The organism is Ruegeria sp. BHSA118, assembly GCF_059613405.1.
The window spans coordinates 1-17,869 of sequence record NZ_JBXWSM010000006.1; the positions used below are offsets into that span (position 1 = coordinate 1).

Genomic DNA, 17,869 nt, shown 5'->3' on the forward strand with positions numbered 1-17,869 from the left:
GAGGAGTTGCCCCTAGTACGAGAGGACCGGGGTGAACGATCCACTGGTGGACCAGTTGTCGTGCCAACGGCAGTGCTGGGTAGCTATGATCGGACAGGATAACCGCTGAAGGCATCTAAGCGGGAAGCCCCCCTCAAAACAAGGTCTCCCTGAGGGCCGTGGAAGACCACCACGTCAATAGGCCGGAGATGTAAGCGCAGCAATGCGTTCAGTTGACCGGTACTAATCGCCCGATAGGCTTGATTTGATCCAGTAACAGAAAGACAAATCAAAAACATACACCTTGAATTGGATAGCTGTGTCGCGCCAAGCGACACTGTTGATTGAAAGCACAACCGTGCAGGACCGCGCATCCGCTTCGCGAATACGCTGCCTCCTGCGCGTCGCGCTTTTGCTCCGCAAAAGCCGCGACGGGGATTTTCCTCGGTTTGGTGGTCATAGCGCAAGTGAAACACCCGGTCCCATCCCGAACCCGGAAGTTAAGCACTGCCGCGCCAATGGTACTTGGGCTTAAGCCCCGGGAGAGTAGGTCACCGCCAAACCTAGTAAAATCCCCCCTCTCTAACACGATGAAAAGAACACTACCCGGTCTCAAGTAGCCGAATAGGCGGTAGACCAACGCTAGGCCTCAAGCAGCGTAAGCGATAGGCCAACGCAAAATGTCGCGGGATGGAGCAGCCCGGTAGCTCGTCAGGCTCATAACCTGAAGGTCGTAGGTTCAAATCCTACTCCCGCAACCAACTTTAGCGAACAGCCGTCGGAATCAAGGCCCGCCTCATCGGCGGGTTTTGCTTTTCTAAGCATGGCGATCAGATTGCCCTGCATATCCAAGACATGGTTCTTCGCATCATGATCGTATGAGACAACAACTCGATCCAGCAGCTCGTGCAGTTCGTCGCTCGCTCTGCCATTGCTCTGATACCCAACCTTCTGCCACTTGGGCATAGAGTTCACCAGCATGGCCATCCTGCGGTGGATCCAGGGCGCCGGAATCGACTGGCCTTACAAAGCGCCGGGAAAACCAACCCAGACCGTATTCATCGAAAGCTTCAACGGCAAGCTGCGCGACGACTGCCTGAATGAAACGCAATTCAGCGCGTTGGCCAAAGCCAGATCAACCTAGGAAGAATGGCAGGAGGACTACAAAACCAACAGACCACATTCGGCGCTCGGAAACCTGACGCCAAGAGAATTTGCTGAGAAAAGGACGATCGACAAAATGGCCGCGTAAGGCCATCAAACAAAACCCAAGAGCTCCCCGCCACGTGGAGGAAACTTGGGGCCCATCTCATGAGCTCTGCGCTGTCAGTCCTTCGTGCCGACGTTTTCTTCGAACGCAACCTTGAAGGCGGCCTGTTTCTCGGGGCTGGCCTCGGTTTGATATTTCGATTTCCATTCATCCATCGTCATGCCGTAGAAAATCTCACGCGCTTCATCCTTGCCCAGTTCGATTCCCTTTTCGTTTGCCGCTTCCTGAAACCAGCGCGACAGGCAGTTGCGACAAAACCCGGCGAGGTTCATCATGTCGATGTTCTGAACGTCCGTGCGGTCTTCCATCAGGTGCTTTTGCAACCGGCGAAAAGCGGCAGCCTGAAGTTCAATTTCGGTTTGCTTGTCCATGATCTGGCTCCGGATGGCGATTGAGTTGCTTCTGACCTAACAATCCAGTCGACCCGTTACAAGAAACGGACGCACCTACGCGCCTTTTCAAATCAGTTTCAAGGCCAGCCACGGCACGATGCAGAAAACCAGCGTCAGGATTTTGTAGTTCGCAAGATACCTGAAATAGGCGCGTTTCACATCGGGGCGTTCCATCCGAAACATCCTGCCGTGAATGCCGGCAATCCAATCCTGCAAAAGCAGAACCATCAGGGTGGTAAAAAGAAGCACCGCGATATTGAGCACGGCCATCCAACCAAAAAACGTTGTCAAAAACTCTTGTGTCATGATGACCCCCTTTCCCAGTTTATATGGGGAATGAAGGCCTTGCTCACAACAGCGAGATGCGCGGCAAAGCACGCGAAAGACTTGCGGTCAAAGGTCGCTTGCTGCCAATGCATCTTGCAGGATCGGAGCCAATCTCTCGGCCCATTCCCTTTGCCCCGTATGGTCTGCGATCAAGTCGTTGCGCAGCTCGATCAGTGCGTTGGGGCGTCCGAACGCGGTACAATGTTTGTCAATCGCATCCCCCGGCAATATTCCGGTATACGGCTCGTTGACGCCAACGCACAGATCATCCTCGGCGCGAAGCCTTTCGATCAGCGGGCCAGAGAACCGCTCGTCCAAGGTGTGCAGCACGCCAATATGCCATGGGCGCGGCTCACGACCGCGCAGCTGGCGGGTGAAGGAATGCATCGAAACGATCACCGCATGGGGCAGGGCCGCCATTCGTGCCAATGCCTCGTGGTAAGGGCGGTAGCACATATTCAGGCGGCGCTCGCGTTCGTCTTCATCTGCATGGCGATTTCCGGGGATGATTGACCCGTCATAGAGCTTCATCAACAGCGTGGGATCGTCTTCACCCCGGTTTGGGTCGATGACCAACCGCGAGAAGTTGGCGGCAATCACCGGCGCGTTCAGGATCTCGCCCAAGTGTTTCGACACCTCATAAGCGCCCACATCATAGGCGATGTGGCGTTCCATATCCTCGCGCGGCAGACCGAGGTCGCCGCCATTTACGTCTGGGGGAACAGTGTTGGTTGCATGGTCGCATGTAATCAGCCAGCGAGACGGGCGATCCGCACCGTGGACGAAAAACGGGTTGTATGTCATGAGCCTGTCATCTTGTTTGCCGCAGGTGTAGGGCAGTTGCTTTGGAAAGGGAATTGCGCAATAAGCATCGAAATGATGTTTGCGGTAACATTTTGCGAAAGCTGATCTGCAAACTTGAGATGACGTAAGGAGGTCTATGCCAATGCGACGCCTGAGAAATGTGAAAATCGTGGCGACGCTGGGGCCAGCGTCAAATGACTATGACACGATTCGTGCCCTGCACGAGGCTGGCGCGGATGTCTTTCGTCTGAACATGAGCCATGGCAGCCATGATGAGATCCGCGAACGGCACAAGATCATTCGGCAGGTGGAAAAGGATCTGGACAGCCCGATTGCCATTCTTGCCGACCTTCAGGGCCCCAAGCTTCGCGTTGGTGTCTTTGCGAATGAGGCCGAGGAGCTGGAAGAAGGTGCGTCTTTCCGTCTCGACCTCGACCCTGCGGCGGGCGACATCAACCGGGTCTGCCTGCCGCATCCCGAGATTTTTGCGGCGCTTGAGCCGGGTGCGCGTCTGCTGGTGAATGACGGCAAGATCCGACTGATCGTTCAGGACTGCGGGCAGGATTTTGCAAATTGCACGGTCGAGGTGGGTGGTACGATCTCGAACCGCAAGGGCGTCAACGTTCCTGATGTGGTGTTGCCGCTGGCGGCTTTGTCGGCCAAGGACCGAGATGATCTGGAGTTTGTCTGCCAACTGGGCGTGGACTGGTTGGCGCTAAGCTTCGTGCAGCGCGCCAAGGACGTTTTCGAGGCTCGCGCGCTTGCGGATGGCCGCGCAGCGATCCTGTCCAAGATAGAAAAACCTGCGGCAGTTGAGGCGTTTGACGACATCCTTGATGCGTCGGACGGGATCATGGTGGCACGCGGCGACCTGGGTGTGGAACTGCCCGTGTCTGCCGTGCCGCCGATCCAGAAACGACTGGTCCGTAAATGCCGCGGGGCAGCCAAGCCCGTCATCGTCGCCACACAGATGCTGGAAAGCATGATCGAAAGCCCGATGCCGACCCGTGCCGAAGTGTCGGATGTTGCGACCGCGATCTACGAAGGCACCGATGCCATCATGCTCAGCGCGGAATCGGCAGCCGGTGCCTATCCCATCGAAGCGGTGCAGACGATGAACAAGGTGGCCATCGAAGTCGAAGCCGACCCGACATATACGCAGATCATCGCGGCCTCGCGTACCGCCAAAGGAACCACCGTTGCGGACGGGATCGTTGCCGCCGCGCGTGAAATAGCCGAGAAAACCGATATCAAGGCGATCTGCTGCTTTACGCAAAGTGGCACGACAGCCGCATTGACCGCGCGCGAACGTCCCGGTGTTCCGATTATCGCGATGACATCGCTGATGGGAACGGCGCGCAGACTCTGCCTGAGCTGGGGTTGCAACTGCGTCATGACGCCCGAGCTTGAACGGTTCAAAAGCGCGGTTGTAAACGCAGCGCGCGCCGCAAGGGCAGGGGGCTTTGCAACTGAAACCGACCAGATCGTTGTCACCGCCGGGGTGCCGTTCAACGTACCGGGTACCACCAACATTCTGCGCGTGGCGCCTTGTGATGAGCGACTGATCTACAGCACGGATCCCGAATAATCAGAACGGGTATCAAAGCCCGGACACCCGTTGGCCAACGGGCTCTTTCACGGCCTCCATGACCGTGAAAGAGCTGGTTTGGTGAATCCCGGGCAGCTTGTTGATTTTCTCGCCCAGTATCATCCGGAAATGCGCGATATCGCGGGTGCGGACAGTCAGCAGGTAATCGAACGACCCTGCCACCATCAGGCAGCTTTCGATTTCCGGCACATCGCGTACGGCCTCGTTGAATTTTTCCAGGGATTGTTCGGCCGTTGCGGTCAGCGATACCTGAACGACAGTCAGAAGGGCCAGCCCCATTCTCTCTTTGTCGACGATGGCGCTGTAGCCCTTGATATAGCCGTTCTTTTCCAACCGTTTCACACGCTCGGAACAGGGCGTGTTTGTAAGGTTAACGCGCGCCGCAAGCTCAACTATTGAGAGCCGGCCATTGGCCTCAAGCTCGTGCAGGATGCGTTGATCGATATTGTCCAATTCTCTACTAATCAGTAAATCTTCCTGTTTTTTTAGTGTGGAACGACAATTTCCACTGAATATAGACCAAAAAAATCCCCAATCCCTAGTGAAAATTCCTGATACTTATCAAAGGGCGGTCTTATTGAAAGTTCCAAGTTCCGGCTGCCCTGCCGGGGGCACGGGCCTCGGCCAAATGAAAAATAATGGAGGAACGACATGACAACAAAGATTGTCATAGGACTCGACGGGACAGAGGCCGGTGAGCGCGTGATTGCCTTTGCCAAGGATTTGGCAAAGTTGATCGGGTCGTGTGAACTGGTGGTTGCTTATGTGATCGAATGGTCCCCTTACACCTTTCAGACACCGGAAGAAAACGCACAGCGTCACAAGCGAAGGGAGGAAGAGATTGATCTGGCAACGTCGCGTATCGTGACACCTGCCGTTGAGGCCCTCAGAGAGGCTGGTTTTCAAGCGCAGGGTGTTGTTCGCCATGGCGATGTGGCCGAGACCTTGAACGCCATCACAACGGGAATGGGCGGTTCGCAGATCGTTGTTGGCCGGTCTTCGGCGGACGGGATCAAGAAACGTATCTTCGGCAGCTCGACCCAGAACCTTGTGATGCATGCCGAAGTTCCGGTCACGGTTGTGAACTGAAGGGAGGGACAAAATGAGAATGCTCAAACAACTCGGCGCCTCGATGGCAGCCGCCATTGTCGCCAGCCCTGCCGTTGCACAAGAAGCTCCGGGGCTTGATGAAAAAATCAACCAGACTTTCGCCGAACTGACCGGCCCATTCGTCAGCTTCATCTTCGCACCATTCCCCGGGACCAGCTTCCCGTGGATCGTGATGTGGCTGGTGATCGCTGCGACGGTCTTCACGCTGTATTTTGCTTTTGTGCAGATGCGGTTCTTCGGCCACGCAATCAGTCTTGTCAAAGGTGACTATTCCGACCCCAATGATGCAGGCGAGGTCAGCCATTTTCAGGCTCTGGCCACGGCGCTGTCCGGTACAGTCGGTCTGGGGAATATCGCGGGTGTCGCCGTCGCCGTCGGCATCGGCGGACCGGGCGCAACCTTCTGGATGATCCTGGCCGGTCTTCTGGGGATGGCGTCGAAATTCACCGAATGTACGCTGGGCGTGAAATACCGCAACGAGTACGAAGACGGCACCGTTTCGGGTGGCCCGATGTACTATATGTCCAAAGGGTTCAACGAACTGGGCTTGCCGGGTGGCAAGATCCTTGCGGTTTTGTTCTCGATCTTCTGTATCCTTGGCGCGCTGGGTGGGGGCAACATGTTCCAGGCCAATCAGGCGCATCAGCAGATCGCGGGCATCGTAGGTGACTATCCGGGTTGGATTACCGGGTTGGTCTTCGCAGCGGTTGTTTTCATGGTCATCGTTGGCGGCCTGAAGTCTATCGCACGGGTGACTGAAAAGGTCGTACCGTTCATGGGCATTCTCTACGTTCTGACGGCATTGGTCATCATCTTGATGAATGCGGATATGATCGGCTGGGCCTTTGGTCAGATCTTCGCCGGCGCCTTCACCGGTCTGGGGGTTGCAGGCGGCATGGTCGGGGCGCTGATCCAGGGTTTCAAACGTGCGGCGTTTTCGAACGAAGCGGGTGTTGGCTCGGCAGCGATTGCGCACTCGGCAGTTCGGACCAAGGAACCGATCACCGAAGGCTTCGTTTCCTTGCTGGAACCGTTCATCGACACCGTGGTGATCTGCACAATGACCGCTCTGGTCATCATCATCACCCAGCAATTGATCATCGATCCGGAAACCGGAAACTACATGCTGAATGAGACCGGTACGGCGATTGCCACTGTTGACGGCAACTCGGGTGTCAGCCTGACCTCTGCCGCCTTCGGCAGCGCGTTCAGTTTCTTCCCGTATATCCTGGCGGTTGCGGTGATCCTGTTTGCCTTCTCGACGATGATCAGCTGGTCCTATTATGGTCTCAAAGCCTGGACCTACCTGTTCGGCGAAGGCCACACCAAAGAGCTGATCTTCAAGGTCATCTTCTGCATCTTCGTCGTCATCGGCGCCGCAGCCAACCTTGGCCCGGTCATCGACTTCTCGGATGCGGCGATCTTTGCTATGGCGGTGGTCAACGTCTTTGCGCTCTACTTCCTGATGAAAGTGGTGCGTCAGGAACTGGCCTCGTATTCCGAGCGCCTGAAAACCGGTGAAATCCGGAAATTCGAACACTAAACCCAATCACTGGGGCGGCCTATGTCGCCCCAGTGCCCGATCAGCCGGCAAAAAGCGCAGAATCTGATCCAAACCCCCTTGCCAGTATGACCGAACTTGCGTAAACGGCGCTTCTGATCGCGTGACCGGCCGAGATGGCATGCCGAGTCGCGTCTGAAACCGAACCCGAAAAAAGGAGACGGAAATGCCTAAGATGAAGACCAAGTCGAGCGCCAAAAAGCGCTTCAAGGTGACTGCGACCGGTAAGGTCCTTGCTGGCCAGGCCGGCAAACGGCACGGCATGATCAAGCGGACCAAGAAATTCATCCGCGACGCCCGTGGCAACACCACCCTGTCCGCCCCCGACGCCAAGATCGTCAAGGGCTACATGCCCTACGACCGCTAAGAGGAGATTAAGAGATGTCCCGCGTTAAAGGTGGAACCGTAACTCACGCCCGTCACAAGAAGGTCATCAAGGCTGCCAAAGGTTACTATGGCCGCCGCAAGAGCACCTTCAAGGTTGCCCGTCAGGCCGTCGACAAGGCCAACCAGTATGCAACCCGCGACCGCAAGAACCGCAAGCGCAACTTCCGCGCGCTGTGGATCCAGCGTATCAACGCTGCTGTGCGTTCGCATGACGAGGCACTGACATATTCCCGCTTCATCAACGGCCTGAACCTGGCCGGTATCGAAGTGGACCGCAAAGTTCTGGCCGACCTGGCCGTGCACGAACCGGAAGCGTTCGGCGCGATCGTCGCCAAAGCTCAGGCCGCTCTGACTGCCTGATCCTCTGAAAAGAGACAGTGAAAGAAAGGCCGTCCCGGTTGGGGCGGCTTTTTTGTTTTCCATAGAATGGACGTCGGTGTTGAGCGCAGTCTGGACATCGTCCAGCAGTTGTGCGCACCGTAAACTATGTCGCTGACACAAGACTTTGAGCAAGTTTTAGAAACTGCCTTGCCACGCGATCCCAGCTTTCGACGGATCGAACAGACGGCGATAGACAGTTGCATTCGTGATACCCGAAGATACGCTTCAGAGGGTCTTAAAGAGGCCTTTCTGTTTTCAACAATGCGCCTACTGGCACTTCCCGACAACGGGCACACACGGCTGATTCCGAACGATGCCATCTCGGTGCTCCCGCTGAGGTTCGTGAGCATCGGAACCGCCTTCCAGTTAGTTGGCGCGGCACTAGAAACAACTGCGCCCCGAGGAAAGCTGGTTGCAGTCAACGGCACACCGTTAAGCCAAATCGAAGCCGCCTCAGAAACATTTCTGGCGGGAACGCGCCAAAGGAAACGGGTAATCGGATCGATTCTTCTCGTTTGGCCCTATGCTTTGGCTCGTCTCGGTTTTTCCTCAAAAGACGAAACGACCGAGTATCGCGTGCAAGACGAGAACGGTCAGATATCCGAATTCAAAGTGGAAAACGGTCATACGGTTCCTGCATCAACGCTCTACCCGCGAAACGAGCATGGCCGGGCTGATCCGGCTTGGACACCCGAGAGACTTGTGGAGACTCAGGACTGGCGGGGACTCGGGCTTTCGATATTGTTGCCCAGTTTTTTCGATCCAGGCGAAGGTGCGTTGCCGAAAGCCATCTCAGGTGCAGCAGAACAAGTAAGCGTTTGCTCGGAAAAAACACTCTTGATTGACATTCGCGGAAACACCGGTGGCGACTTTCTTAAAACGATGCCCTTGATTGATGCCATCTCTGAAAACGCAAGCAGGCAGGTTGTTGTGCTTGTCGATAAATTCACGTTCTCCGCTGCGATAGTTTTTGTCGCCATCCTCAAACATCGTTTGGGACCTAGGCTCAAGCTCATAGGGGAAGAAATGGGTGACGGGTCGACGTTTTTTGCCGAGGGAGGTTCGCTCGATTTGCCGACCAGCGGGGCGGTCGTTCGATACTCATCGGCTTTTCACGATTGGGAGAACGGAACCAGCGATGAAACCACACCGGCCGAGATCGCGCGGCAACTAGTCCCGGCCGGAACACTGGATTTGGATTGGGAGTGGATCGCAGAACCTGCGGCTGAAGATGCACATGGCGCGTTCTATCAACGAATTCTCAGAAGTCTGAGAAATTAGACGAATGGCAGGAAAGCCCGCATAGATGCCACGCGAGCGACAAAAACCGGCGCATTTTAGCGCCGGTTTTCATAGGTTCCGTTAAGGTAACTTACCCGAATACACGCCCCAGCGCGCCATCGACCGCGTCGGTGATCTGGTCGATGTCATCTGCTGTCGCGATCAGGGCGGGCGAGAAGCACAGCGTGTTGTTGCGGCTTGGGATCGAGCGGTTTGTTACGCCGATGATCACGCCCTGGTTCATACAGTCGGCCACAACCGCCTGCGCCAGTTTCTCGTCCACAGGTTCTTTAGAACCACGGTCTGCGACCAGCTCGGCACCCAGGAACAGGCCCTTGCCGCGCACATCGCCGATGACCTTGTGCTTTTCCATCAGCGCCTGAAGGTTGCCCATCATGCGGTCACCCATGGCCGCGCAATTGCCCAGCAGGTTTTCATCCTCGATGATGCGCATGTTTTCGATCGCAGCCGCCGGACCGGCAGTGCATCCACCAAAGGTCGAGATGTCGCGGAAATAGCTCATCGGGTCCGAGGCATCATCCTTGAACATGTCAAAGACTTCCTCGGTGGTGACCATGCAAGCAATCGCAGCATAGCCCGAGGCCACGCCCTTGGCCATGGTCACGAAATCCGGCTTGATGCCGTATTGCTGATAACCGAACCATGTGCCGGTGCGGCCCACGCCGCAGACAACCTCGTCGATATGAAGCAGCACGTCGTATTTCTTGCAGATCTCCTGCACGCGCTGCCAGTAACCTTCGGGCGCTTCGATCACGCCGCCACCTGCGGTCACTGGCTCAAGGCACAGCGCGCCGACGGTGTCGGGGCCTTCGCGCAGGATGACCTGTTCGATCTGATCTGCGGCCCATTCGCCAAAGTTCTCTTCGGGGGCGCCGTCCAGCTCGTGCTTGCGATATTCCATGCAGTGGGGCACGCGCACGAAATCAGGTGCGAACGGTCCGTATTGTGCGGTGCGCTCGTCCTGACCGCCAGCCGACATCGTCGCCAGAGTCGAGCCGTGATAGTCGCGGTCGCGATACAGGATCTTGGTTTTCTTGCCGCCGTACTTCTTGTGCGCGATCTGGCGCACCATCTTGAACGCCTTCTCGTTCGCTTCAGAGCCCGAGTTGGTGTAGTACACGCGGCTCATGCCGGGCATCTTGTCGATCAGTTTTTCCGCGAAGATGGAACCGGGGATCGAGCCTGCGGTATTGGCGAAATAGCACAGTTTCATCAGCTGGTCGTAAACGGCCTTGCAAATCGATTCGCGGCCATAACCGACGTTGACAGTCCAGACGCCGCCGGAAACCGCATCCAGATGCTCTTTGCCTTTCTGGTCCCAGACGCGCATGCCTTTGCCTTCGACAATGATGCGGGGATCATTGGTTTCAAAGGGTTTATGCTGAATCAGATGGTGCCAGATATGGGCGCGGTCGGCTTCGACCACGCGGGAAAGATCGTTTTCGTTGAACGTGCCGTCCATGACAAGTCCTTTCAGTGAGGTGCGGTGCACGGGGTGCGGAAATGGCGTGCCCCGGCATATGTTTAAGATACTTCAGATCACCGCGAATGGCCGGATCTAAGTAGGGCCAGATCGCACCATCCCGTATTGCCAGTCAATAAGGGTACCGTAATACTACGGATTTGTCAGAGCACCAAGTTTGTGCTCAAGTCGCGCAAACCGAGTGCAGGGAGGATCAGCAGTTGGCAGCGACCAATATCTATGAGCGTCATTTGGACAAATGCCGGGCGAATTACACACCCTTGTCGCCCCTCTCGTTCATTGAGCGCACGGCGCAGGTTTATCCCGATTACCCGTCGGTCGTTTATGGCAAGCGGCGTTATACCTGGGCTGAAACCTATGCCCGATGCCGCCTGCTGGCAGGTGCCCTGAATGCGCGGGGTATCGGAAAGGGTGATACCGTATCAATTATCGCCGCAAACATCCCCGAAATGTACGAAGCGCATTTTGGTGTGCCCATGGCCGGTGCCGTATTGAACGCCATCAACACGCGTCTGGATGCTCCGATAGTCGCTTTCATCCTGAACCACGCCGAAACCAAGGCGTTGTTGGTTGACCCCGAGTTTTCCGGCGTCGTGAAAGAGGCGCTGGAGCAGGTTGATCATGATATTCTGGTAATCGACATCGAGGATCCCAGCTTTGAAGGCGGTGAAAGGCTTGGCAGTCTGACATATGACGCCCTGATTTCAGAGGGAGACCCGGGTTTTGACTGGTCACTGCCCGAGGATGAATGGGACGCGATCACGCTGAACTATACGTCTGGCACAACGGGCAATCCCAAGGGCGTGGTTTATCACCACCGCGGCGCCACCCTGAATGCACAATCGGATTTGCTGGACTGGGATATGCCCAAGCATTCGATCTATCTGTGGACCTTGCCGATGTTTCACTGCAATGGCTGGTGCTTCCCCTGGGCCATGGCAGCCAATGCGGGCGTGTCCGTCTGTCTGCGCGCCGTGCGCGCCGAGCCGATCTATGCGGCATTCCGCGACGAGAAGGTCACCCATTTCTGTGGCGCTCCCATCGTTTTGAACATGCTGGCCCACGCGCCGGATGAACTGAAAGACTTTGACCATCAGATCAAGGTGATGACGGCAGGTGCCCCGCCGCCTGCGGCCGTGATCGAAGCGATGGAGGCGATGGGTGTCGAGGTCACGCATGTCTATGGCCTGACCGAAACCTATGGGCCTTCGGTTGTCTGCGCATGGAAAGACGAATGGAACAGCAAAGGGCCCGAAGACCGTGCTGCCCTGAAAGTAAGGCAGGGCGTGCGGTATACCGCGCTGTCTGGCCTGATGGTGGCCGATCCCGAAACGATGGAACCCGTGCCCGCGGACGGCGAAACCATGGGTGAGATCTTTATGCAGGGCAATGTGGTGATGAAAGGGTATCTCAAGAACCCTGATGCCACCGATGGGGCCTTCAAGGGCGGCTGGTTTGCATCCGGCGATTTGGGCGTCATGCATCCGGACGGCTATATCGCGCTCAAAGACCGGTCCAAGGACATCATCATTTCAGGCGGCGAGAACATCTCCTCCGTCGAGGTCGAAGGCATCCTCTACAAACACCCGGCGGTTATGGAAGCGGCGGTTGTGGCCCGGCCAGACGAGAAATGGGGCGAAACCCCCTGTGCCTTTGTCGAGCTGAAGCCTGATTCAACCGCGACCGAGGCAGAGCTGATTGCCTTTTGCCGGGACAACATGGCCCATTTCAAAGCGCCCAAGACCGTGGTGTTTGGTACCCTGCCGAAGACTTCAACCGGCAAGGTGCAGAAATTCGTTTTGCGGGATCAGGCGCGGGCGCTGGGCTGAAGCGTGTCAAAGATCGACAGGTCCAGATCCAGCATTTCACCCATCCAAATCGCGCGATCGCGATGATCGGCCAGATGGTCGCCGGTTTCCGGGTGAGTGAAAACGGTAAGGCCCCGCCGGTTCAGCATCAACCACGGAGTGACCTGATCGAAGGCATCAGCCGCAAAGCTCAACTGGCAGCTCCAGCGCGGGTGGGGGCCGACGTTTCTGGCGTGCATCCGGCCCATTTGAACAGGGAACAGGCGGGCCGCCTCTTCGCAGACCTGTTGCGCGGTGTCCTGCGTGTCGGCATCGAAATAGACATGGGCGTGATAGCCGGTGATCTCGGGCATAGGAACCTCATCTGCTTTGTTGGCTCAAAGCTAAGGCCTAAAAGGAAGAAAACCTAGCTGCGCATGCACACAGGGTCTGTGCAATGTTAACCCGGCGCATGTGCGTCGGGATGCGCCGCGACAAAGGCCGGGTGATCGGCGCAGGCCTCTTCAACCCGCAGCAGACGGGGCATATCCGACAGATCAACCTGCCACCGGCGTGCGTTATAGATTTGCGGGATCAGGCAGAGGTCGGCGAGACCGGGCTTTGACCCAACACAGTAGGGAGCCTGTTCGAAATCCCCCAGCATGGCTTCAAACGCCTGCAATCCGGGTTTGATGAAATGCCGCATCCAGTCGCCGGGCATGTCGGGGGCGTTTTGGCTCAGGGTGGTGGCAAAGCGCGCAACGGACAGGTTGCAGACCGGATGGATGTCGACCGCAATCGCATAAGCCAGCGCCTGAACACGCGCGCGTTCCGCCGGATCATCGGGCAGAAGGTTCAACTGCCGGGTCCGGTCCAGATAGTCGAGGATGGCCAGCGACTGCGTCAACCGCAGCCCGTCTATATCCAGAACCGGCACAAAGCCCTGCGGGTTCCGGGCGATATGTTCATCGCCCTTTTGTGCGCCGTTCACCAGATCGACAACAACCGGGCGATACGCGATCCCGGCCAGATTCAGGGCGATCCGCACCCGGTAACTGGCCGAGGATCGCCAATAGTCATAAAGGACGACGTCGCTCACGTCCGAGCCTGTCAACTGTCGGTCAAAGCGGCAGCGCGAAGGGCGTCCGTCAGCACTGCACTGTCACCGATGTGGTTGGCCAGCACCAGTACCAGCCGCGCATTCAGCGCGTCGCTGTCTGCTTTTTCCAAGCCCTCATGCGCGGCCAGAAGTTCGGCATAGAAGTCATCGGCGTTTTTGATGTTCGGGGTTAGGATCAGGTCTGACATGGGGCTTACTCCTTACCGCAGGCTCTGCGGATCGCGTGCCGGAAGGTGTTTTCTTCGTAACTGTCTCGCCGGGCCGCCACATGCTGGTCCGGGCGGATCAGGTAGACTGCGCTGGTCGCGTCACCCAGATAGCGGCGTTTGAGGGCCAGCGTCATATCATCCTTGACCGACAGCGCCAGTCGCGTGACTTCGATCCCATCTTCTTCCAGGGTATCAGGGGCGTCTGCATCGATGGTCAAAAGCGTGAACTTGCCTGCAAGCTTGGGCAGCAGAAACTCGTCACCAAGCGGAGCGTCGGGACAGGCCGAACCCGGTCGCGTTCCGGCGGGGCCGTTCAGCGCGTCCGCAGAATTCAGCGAAGATCCGTCATAGGTGCAGGGCTGGCTCAGGCGGCCCGAATTCACCAGCGGGCGGGCGAAGTCGTAATGTTCGCTCAGGTCCAGTACCGCATCGCGCAGGATCCGCGATAACTCGGATTTCGGGGTGATGAAATCGGTCGACCGGCTGGAATTCAGGATGTTCTCGTCCGCCCCGTACACGCGTTCGGTGTTGTAGCTGTCCAGCAGACTTTCAGGTGCTTTCCCATCCAGAACCAGCTTCAGTTTCCAGCACAGGTTGTCGGTGTCCTGAAGGCCGGAATTGGCACCGCGCGCGCCAAAGGGGCTGACCTGGTGTGCGCTGTCACCCGCAAACAAAACACGGCTCTTGCGGAAGCTTTCCATGCGACGGCACTGGAATGTATAGATCGAGACCCACTCCAGCTGAAACTCGACGTCATCGCCCAGCATCGCCTTGAGGCGCGGGATCACATTCTCGGGGCGCTTTTCGCGTTCCTTGTCGATGTCCCAACCTAGTTGCAGGTCAATACGCCAGACATTGTCGGGTTGTTTGTGCAAAAGCGCGGATTGCCCGCGATTGAACGGAGGGTCAAACCAGAACCAGCGTTCCGAGGGGAAATCGGCATCCATGATCACGTCCGCGATCAGGAAATTGTCTTCGAAAACACGCCCTTCGAAATCGATGCCCAGCATCCGCCGCGTGGGCGATGTCGCGCCATCACAGGCGATCAGCCATTCAGCCTCAATTGAATAAGGGCCTTCGGGGGTTTCGACCTCCAGCCGAACGTGATCTTCGTGCGTACCGATTGCATCAACTTTGTTGCGCCCGCGAATTTCAATCGGCGCGCCTTCTGCCTGCAACTCGCGCACGCGTTCCACAAAGAAATTTTCAAAATGGTATTGCTGCAAGTTGATGAAGGCCGGGTTGGCATAACCTTCGTCCGGCTGAAGGTTGAAATCATAGACCTGACGGTCGTCGAAAAAGACCTTACCCCGGTCCCAAAGCACGCCTTTGTCGACCAATCGCTGGCCGCAACCCAGCCGGTCTGCAATTTCCAGCGTGCGCTGAGAAAAACAGATGGCGCGGCTGCCGAAGCTGACTTTGTCATTCTCGTCCAGAACCACAACTTCGACCCCTTGCTGGGCCAGATCAATGGCGGCGGCCAGACCAACCGGCCCCGCACCGATCACGATGACCTTGTGCCGGACGGGCGTCGGACTGTCCTGATCCGGACTGCGTTCATATCCGTAAAGCGGCGTTTCAAAGATCTTGTTCATGGGCTCCCCCCGAAACAGATGCACCGATGTGCTGCATGTCCTGTCCCCCGGCGACGGGCGCCGGAGGTCTTAGATTATGGTTTCATCGAATCCCGCCGCAAAAAACGATCTGGATCAAACTCGACCGTTTTTCGTCAGCCTTGCAGGGCTTCCCACATCTCGAGGTCGCGCTGGGCGGTCCAGATGCGGGGCGTGTCAATGCCGCGCGCTTCGTCATAGGCGCGGGCCACGTTGAACGGCAGGCAGTGCTCATAGATTGCGTAGTCGGCGAATTTCGGATCGCATTCAGCGCGGACTGCGTCCCAGGCCTCTTTCAGGGACCCGCCGCGCGCCGCAACCTTGGCTGCCGGGCGGTAGGTGCTTTCGACAAAATCGCGGGTGTTCTCGATGGCCGCATTCACCATGTCCTTGCCAACCAGCGCGTCGCCGCGTCCCGGTGCGATGGCGTCGACATCGAACCACTTGATCTCGTCCAGCGTGTCGCCCCAGTCGTTGAAATGCCCGTCGCCGCAATAGCAGGCCGAGTGATACTCGACGATGTCGCCGGTGAACATCACGTTCTGGTCTGGCACGTGGATGACGATATCACCGGCGGTATGGGCGCGCCCCAGATGCATCAGGTCGATCCGGCGATTGCCCAGATAAACGGTCATCGTGTCGCTGAAGGTGGTTGTGGGCCAGGTCAGGCCGGGGATGCTTTCATGCCCTTCGAACAGGCGCGGGAAGCGCTGGAACTCGCTGTCCCAGTCTTCCTGACCGCGTTCAACCACCATGGCGCGGGCCATGTCCGACATCAGGATCTGCTGCGCGCCGAATGCGCTTGCGCCCAGAACACGTACTGCGTGGTAATGGGTCAGCGCCACATGCGTGATCGGTTTGTCGGTGACGGAACGCACGCATTCGATCACCTTGTTTGCCAGACGCGGAGTCGCCTGCGCCTCGACAATCATCACGCTGTCGTCGCCGACGATCACACCCGAATTCGGGTCGCCTTCGGCGGTAAAGGCATAGAGCCCTTCGCCCACTTCGGTGAAGCTGATCTTTTTTTCGGACATGTCCCCCTGGGACGCGAATGCTTTGGCCATCTTGGTTTTGTCCTTTTTGCGGTTGCGCGGAAGGCAGAGGTTGGATGCCTCCGGCGGGAGTATTTGGGAAAAGATGAAGATCAGTGCGTCATCTTTCGTAGGGGTTCTCGATCGCGGGCAGCAGCTTGCCCACACAGTCGCCGAAGCCGATCGTATAGCCATCGCCCCTGGCAGCACCTTTCAGCATCAGGGTATCGCCGTCCTCGATGAAGCTGCGGGTTTCGCCGGTATCCAGCGTGATCGGTTCCTTGCCGCCCCAACTGAGTTCCAGAAGCGAACCGCGGCTGTCCTTCGTCGGCCCCGAGATCGTGCCCGATCCCAGCAGGTCGCCCGTGTTCATCGGGCATCCTGATGTGGTGTGGTGCGCCAATTGCTGCGCAGCGGAATAATACATCTGGTTGTAATTGGTCCGGGCAATCGTCGTGGCGGGTTGCCCGGCAGGTGCCATGGTGATCGCCAGATCGATGTCATAGAGCATCGGGTCGCAATCCTTGAGGTGATCCAGCAGCGCGAACTCGCGGGGCGGCGTGTCGCAGCGGAACGGCTCGAGCGCCGCTTTGGTCACGATCCAGGGGCTGATTGAGGTTGCGGTTGCCTTGGCCTGAAACGGGCCCAGCGGCTGATATTCCCATGCCTGGATGTCCCGCGCGGACCAGTCATTCAGAAGCACGTAGCCGAAAATATTGTCATCCGCTTCCTGCACGGTGATCGGACCATCCGAGGGCGTTCCGACAATCGCGCCCATCTCAAGCTCGATGTCAAAACGGCGGCTGGGCAGGAAGGCGGGCAAGTCCTGATCGGGGGCCTTCAACTGACCCCAGGGGCGGCGAATATCCGTGCCTGATACCACGACCGAAGATGCGCGGCCGTTGTAACCAATAGGAATGTGCAGCCAGTTCGGCGGCAAAGCGTTTTCCGGCCCCCGGAACATTGTGCCCACGTTGAAGGCATGGTGTCGGCCTGCGTAGAAATCGGTGTATTCGCTGACCGCAAAGGGCAGATGCATTTCCGCATCTTCTTGTTTGACAAGCAGCGGTTCGACTTTGGCTTGTTCATCTGAACCCTCGGCGAGCAGGCTGATCAGCCGCTCACGCAGGGCCGCCCAGACGGCTGGGCCTTCCTCCATGAGGGGGTTCCAGAACGGCATGTCGAACAGCGGCTCATCGCTCAGGGTGATCAACCCCTCGGCTTCGGCGGCGGTGACGTCGAGGATCATGTCACCGATGGCCACACCACAGCGGGGATCATCACCTTCGGTCGAGAAGACACCGTAAGGCAAATTGTTCAGTGGGAACGGATGTGTCGCGTCATTGGCCGACGCCACCCATGAAGTCATTAAAGGCATATCTTGCCCCTATTTTGTTATGTTCTAAGAGGTTCGGAAGGAATTTAGCTTAGGAACGGCGATAGCAATAGCACGAAGCCTTTGCGGTTGTGGCATATCATATGCACGAGGCGTCACTGCACA

The 17,869-nt window shown here is 57.4% G+C and carries 18 protein-coding genes, 1 tRNA gene, 2 rRNA genes and 1 pseudogene; 11 read left to right on the forward strand and 11 right to left on the reverse strand.

Going from position 1 to position 17,869, the window contains the following annotated elements:
* The 4 genes and pseudogenes from AC2FNN_RS03100 to AC2FNN_RS03115 all read left to right on the forward strand — a co-directional run.
* Nucleotides 1–247 (forward strand): 23S ribosomal RNA (locus AC2FNN_RS03100); the annotation flags it as partial.
* 180 nt (nt 248–427) lie between these two features.
* A 5S ribosomal RNA gene (gene rrf, locus AC2FNN_RS03105) occupies nt 428–542 on the forward strand.
* Between the two features lie 121 nt (nt 543–663).
* Nucleotides 664–740 (forward strand) — tRNA-Met (locus AC2FNN_RS03110).
* A gap of 200 nt (nt 741–940) precedes the next feature.
* Nucleotides 941–1,201 (forward strand): annotated as a pseudogene (locus AC2FNN_RS03115) (integrase core domain-containing protein); the annotation flags it as partial.
* 104 nt (nt 1,202–1,305) lie between these two features.
* Here AC2FNN_RS03115 and AC2FNN_RS03120 read toward each other — a convergent pair.
* From AC2FNN_RS03120 to AC2FNN_RS03130, 3 genes are all read right to left on the reverse strand, one after another.
* Nucleotides 1,306–1,620 carry a DUF1244 domain-containing protein gene (locus AC2FNN_RS03120; protein ID WP_496756529.1) on the reverse strand — a complete coding sequence of 105 codons (315 nt, stop codon included), beginning with the start codon at nt 1,618–1,620 and terminating at the stop codon, nt 1,306–1,308.
* Between the two features lie 87 nt (nt 1,621–1,707).
* Nucleotides 1,708–1,947 (reverse strand): DUF6868 family protein, encoded by a 240-nt coding sequence (locus AC2FNN_RS03125; protein WP_496756530.1) that lies wholly within the window; start codon nt 1,945–1,947, stop codon nt 1,708–1,710.
* 87 nt (nt 1,948–2,034) lie between these two features.
* Nucleotides 2,035–2,772: an N-formylglutamate amidohydrolase gene (locus AC2FNN_RS03130; protein ID WP_496756531.1), complete on the reverse strand. Its 738-nt coding sequence runs from the start codon at nt 2,770–2,772 to the stop codon at nt 2,035–2,037.
* Nucleotides 2,773–2,914: 142 nt separating this feature from the next.
* Here AC2FNN_RS03130 and pyk point away from each other — a divergent pair, with 142 nt between their 5' ends.
* Nucleotides 2,915–4,360 (forward strand): pyruvate kinase, encoded by a 1,446-nt coding sequence (gene pyk / locus AC2FNN_RS03135; protein WP_496756532.1) that lies wholly within the window; start codon nt 2,915–2,917, stop codon nt 4,358–4,360.
* 12 nt (nt 4,361–4,372) lie between these two features.
* On the opposite strand, the gene AC2FNN_RS03140 is transcribed toward pyk, so the two are convergent.
* Nucleotides 4,373–4,834: an Lrp/AsnC family transcriptional regulator gene (locus AC2FNN_RS03140; RefSeq protein ID WP_245218193.1), complete on the reverse strand. Its 462-nt coding sequence runs from the start codon at nt 4,832–4,834 to the stop codon at nt 4,373–4,375.
* Between the two features lie 198 nt (nt 4,835–5,032).
* On the opposite strand from AC2FNN_RS03140, the gene AC2FNN_RS03145 reads away from it, so the two are divergent.
* The 5 genes from AC2FNN_RS03145 to AC2FNN_RS03165 all read left to right on the forward strand — a co-directional run bounded on the left by AC2FNN_RS03145 (nt 5,033) and on the right by AC2FNN_RS03165 (nt 9,101).
* Nucleotides 5,033–5,470, forward strand: a complete 438-nt coding sequence (locus tag AC2FNN_RS03145) for a universal stress protein (RefSeq protein WP_496756533.1) — start codon at nt 5,033–5,035, stop codon at nt 5,468–5,470.
* Nucleotides 5,471–5,483: 13 nt separating this feature from the next.
* Entirely contained in the window at nt 5,484–7,034 is a 1,551-nt protein-coding gene (locus AC2FNN_RS03150) for an alanine/glycine:cation symporter family protein (RefSeq protein WP_496756534.1), read from the forward strand.
* A 184-nt stretch (nt 7,035–7,218) separates the two neighbouring features.
* Complete coding sequence (gene rpmI, locus AC2FNN_RS03155; protein ID WP_010443552.1) at nt 7,219–7,419, forward strand: 50S ribosomal protein L35; 201 nt, start codon at nt 7,219–7,221, stop codon at nt 7,417–7,419.
* Between the two features lie 14 nt (nt 7,420–7,433).
* Nucleotides 7,434–7,799: a 50S ribosomal protein L20 gene (rplT, locus tag AC2FNN_RS03160; RefSeq protein ID WP_152457001.1), complete on the forward strand. Its 366-nt coding sequence runs from the start codon at nt 7,434–7,436 to the stop codon at nt 7,797–7,799.
* Between the two features lie 126 nt (nt 7,800–7,925).
* Entirely contained in the window at nt 7,926–9,101 is a 1,176-nt protein-coding gene (locus AC2FNN_RS03165) for a S41 family peptidase (RefSeq protein WP_496756535.1), read from the forward strand.
* Between the two features lie 91 nt (nt 9,102–9,192).
* Here the strand turns inward: AC2FNN_RS03165 and AC2FNN_RS03170 are convergent, their stop codons facing one another.
* On the reverse strand, nt 9,193–10,584 hold the full coding sequence (locus tag AC2FNN_RS03170) for an aminotransferase family protein (protein WP_171637665.1): 1,392 nt from the start codon (nt 10,582–10,584) through the stop codon (nt 9,193–9,195).
* 221 nt (nt 10,585–10,805) lie between these two features.
* Between AC2FNN_RS03170 and AC2FNN_RS03175 the strand changes: the two genes are divergently transcribed.
* Nucleotides 10,806–12,434 carry an acyl-CoA synthetase gene (locus AC2FNN_RS03175; RefSeq protein ID WP_496756537.1) on the forward strand — a complete coding sequence of 543 codons (1,629 nt, stop codon included), beginning with the start codon at nt 10,806–10,808 and terminating at the stop codon, nt 12,432–12,434.
* Here the strand turns inward: AC2FNN_RS03175 and AC2FNN_RS03180 are convergent.
* The 6 genes from AC2FNN_RS03180 to fahA form a co-directional block, all read right to left on the reverse strand.
* Nucleotides 12,413–12,766 (reverse strand): DOPA 4,5-dioxygenase family protein, encoded by a 354-nt coding sequence (locus tag AC2FNN_RS03180; RefSeq protein ID WP_496756539.1) that lies wholly within the window; start codon nt 12,764–12,766, stop codon nt 12,413–12,415. The two genes, AC2FNN_RS03175 and AC2FNN_RS03180, sit on opposite strands and share 22 nt — an antisense overlap.
* A gap of 86 nt (nt 12,767–12,852) precedes the next feature.
* Nucleotides 12,853–13,491 carry a maleylacetoacetate isomerase gene (gene maiA, locus AC2FNN_RS03185; protein WP_496756541.1) on the reverse strand — a complete coding sequence of 213 codons (639 nt, stop codon included), beginning with the start codon at nt 13,489–13,491 and terminating at the stop codon, nt 12,853–12,855.
* Nucleotides 13,492–13,502: 11 nt separating this feature from the next.
* A complete protein-coding gene (locus AC2FNN_RS03190; protein WP_496756542.1) occupies nt 13,503–13,700 on the reverse strand; it encodes a DUF2783 domain-containing protein in 198 nt (65 codons plus the stop codon).
* Nucleotides 13,701–13,705: 5 nt separating this feature from the next.
* Nucleotides 13,706–15,316 carry an FAD-dependent oxidoreductase gene (locus tag AC2FNN_RS03195; RefSeq protein ID WP_496756544.1) on the reverse strand — a complete coding sequence of 537 codons (1,611 nt, stop codon included), beginning with the start codon at nt 15,314–15,316 and terminating at the stop codon, nt 13,706–13,708.
* Nucleotides 15,317–15,450: 134 nt separating this feature from the next.
* Entirely contained in the window at nt 15,451–16,401 is a 951-nt protein-coding gene (locus AC2FNN_RS03200; protein WP_496756546.1) for an MBL fold metallo-hydrolase, read from the reverse strand.
* Nucleotides 16,402–16,489: 88 nt separating this feature from the next.
* On the reverse strand, nt 16,490–17,746 hold the full coding sequence (gene fahA, locus AC2FNN_RS03205) for a fumarylacetoacetase (RefSeq protein WP_496756548.1): 1,257 nt from the start codon (nt 17,744–17,746) through the stop codon (nt 16,490–16,492).
* Between the last annotated feature and the right edge of the window lie 123 nt (nt 17,747–17,869).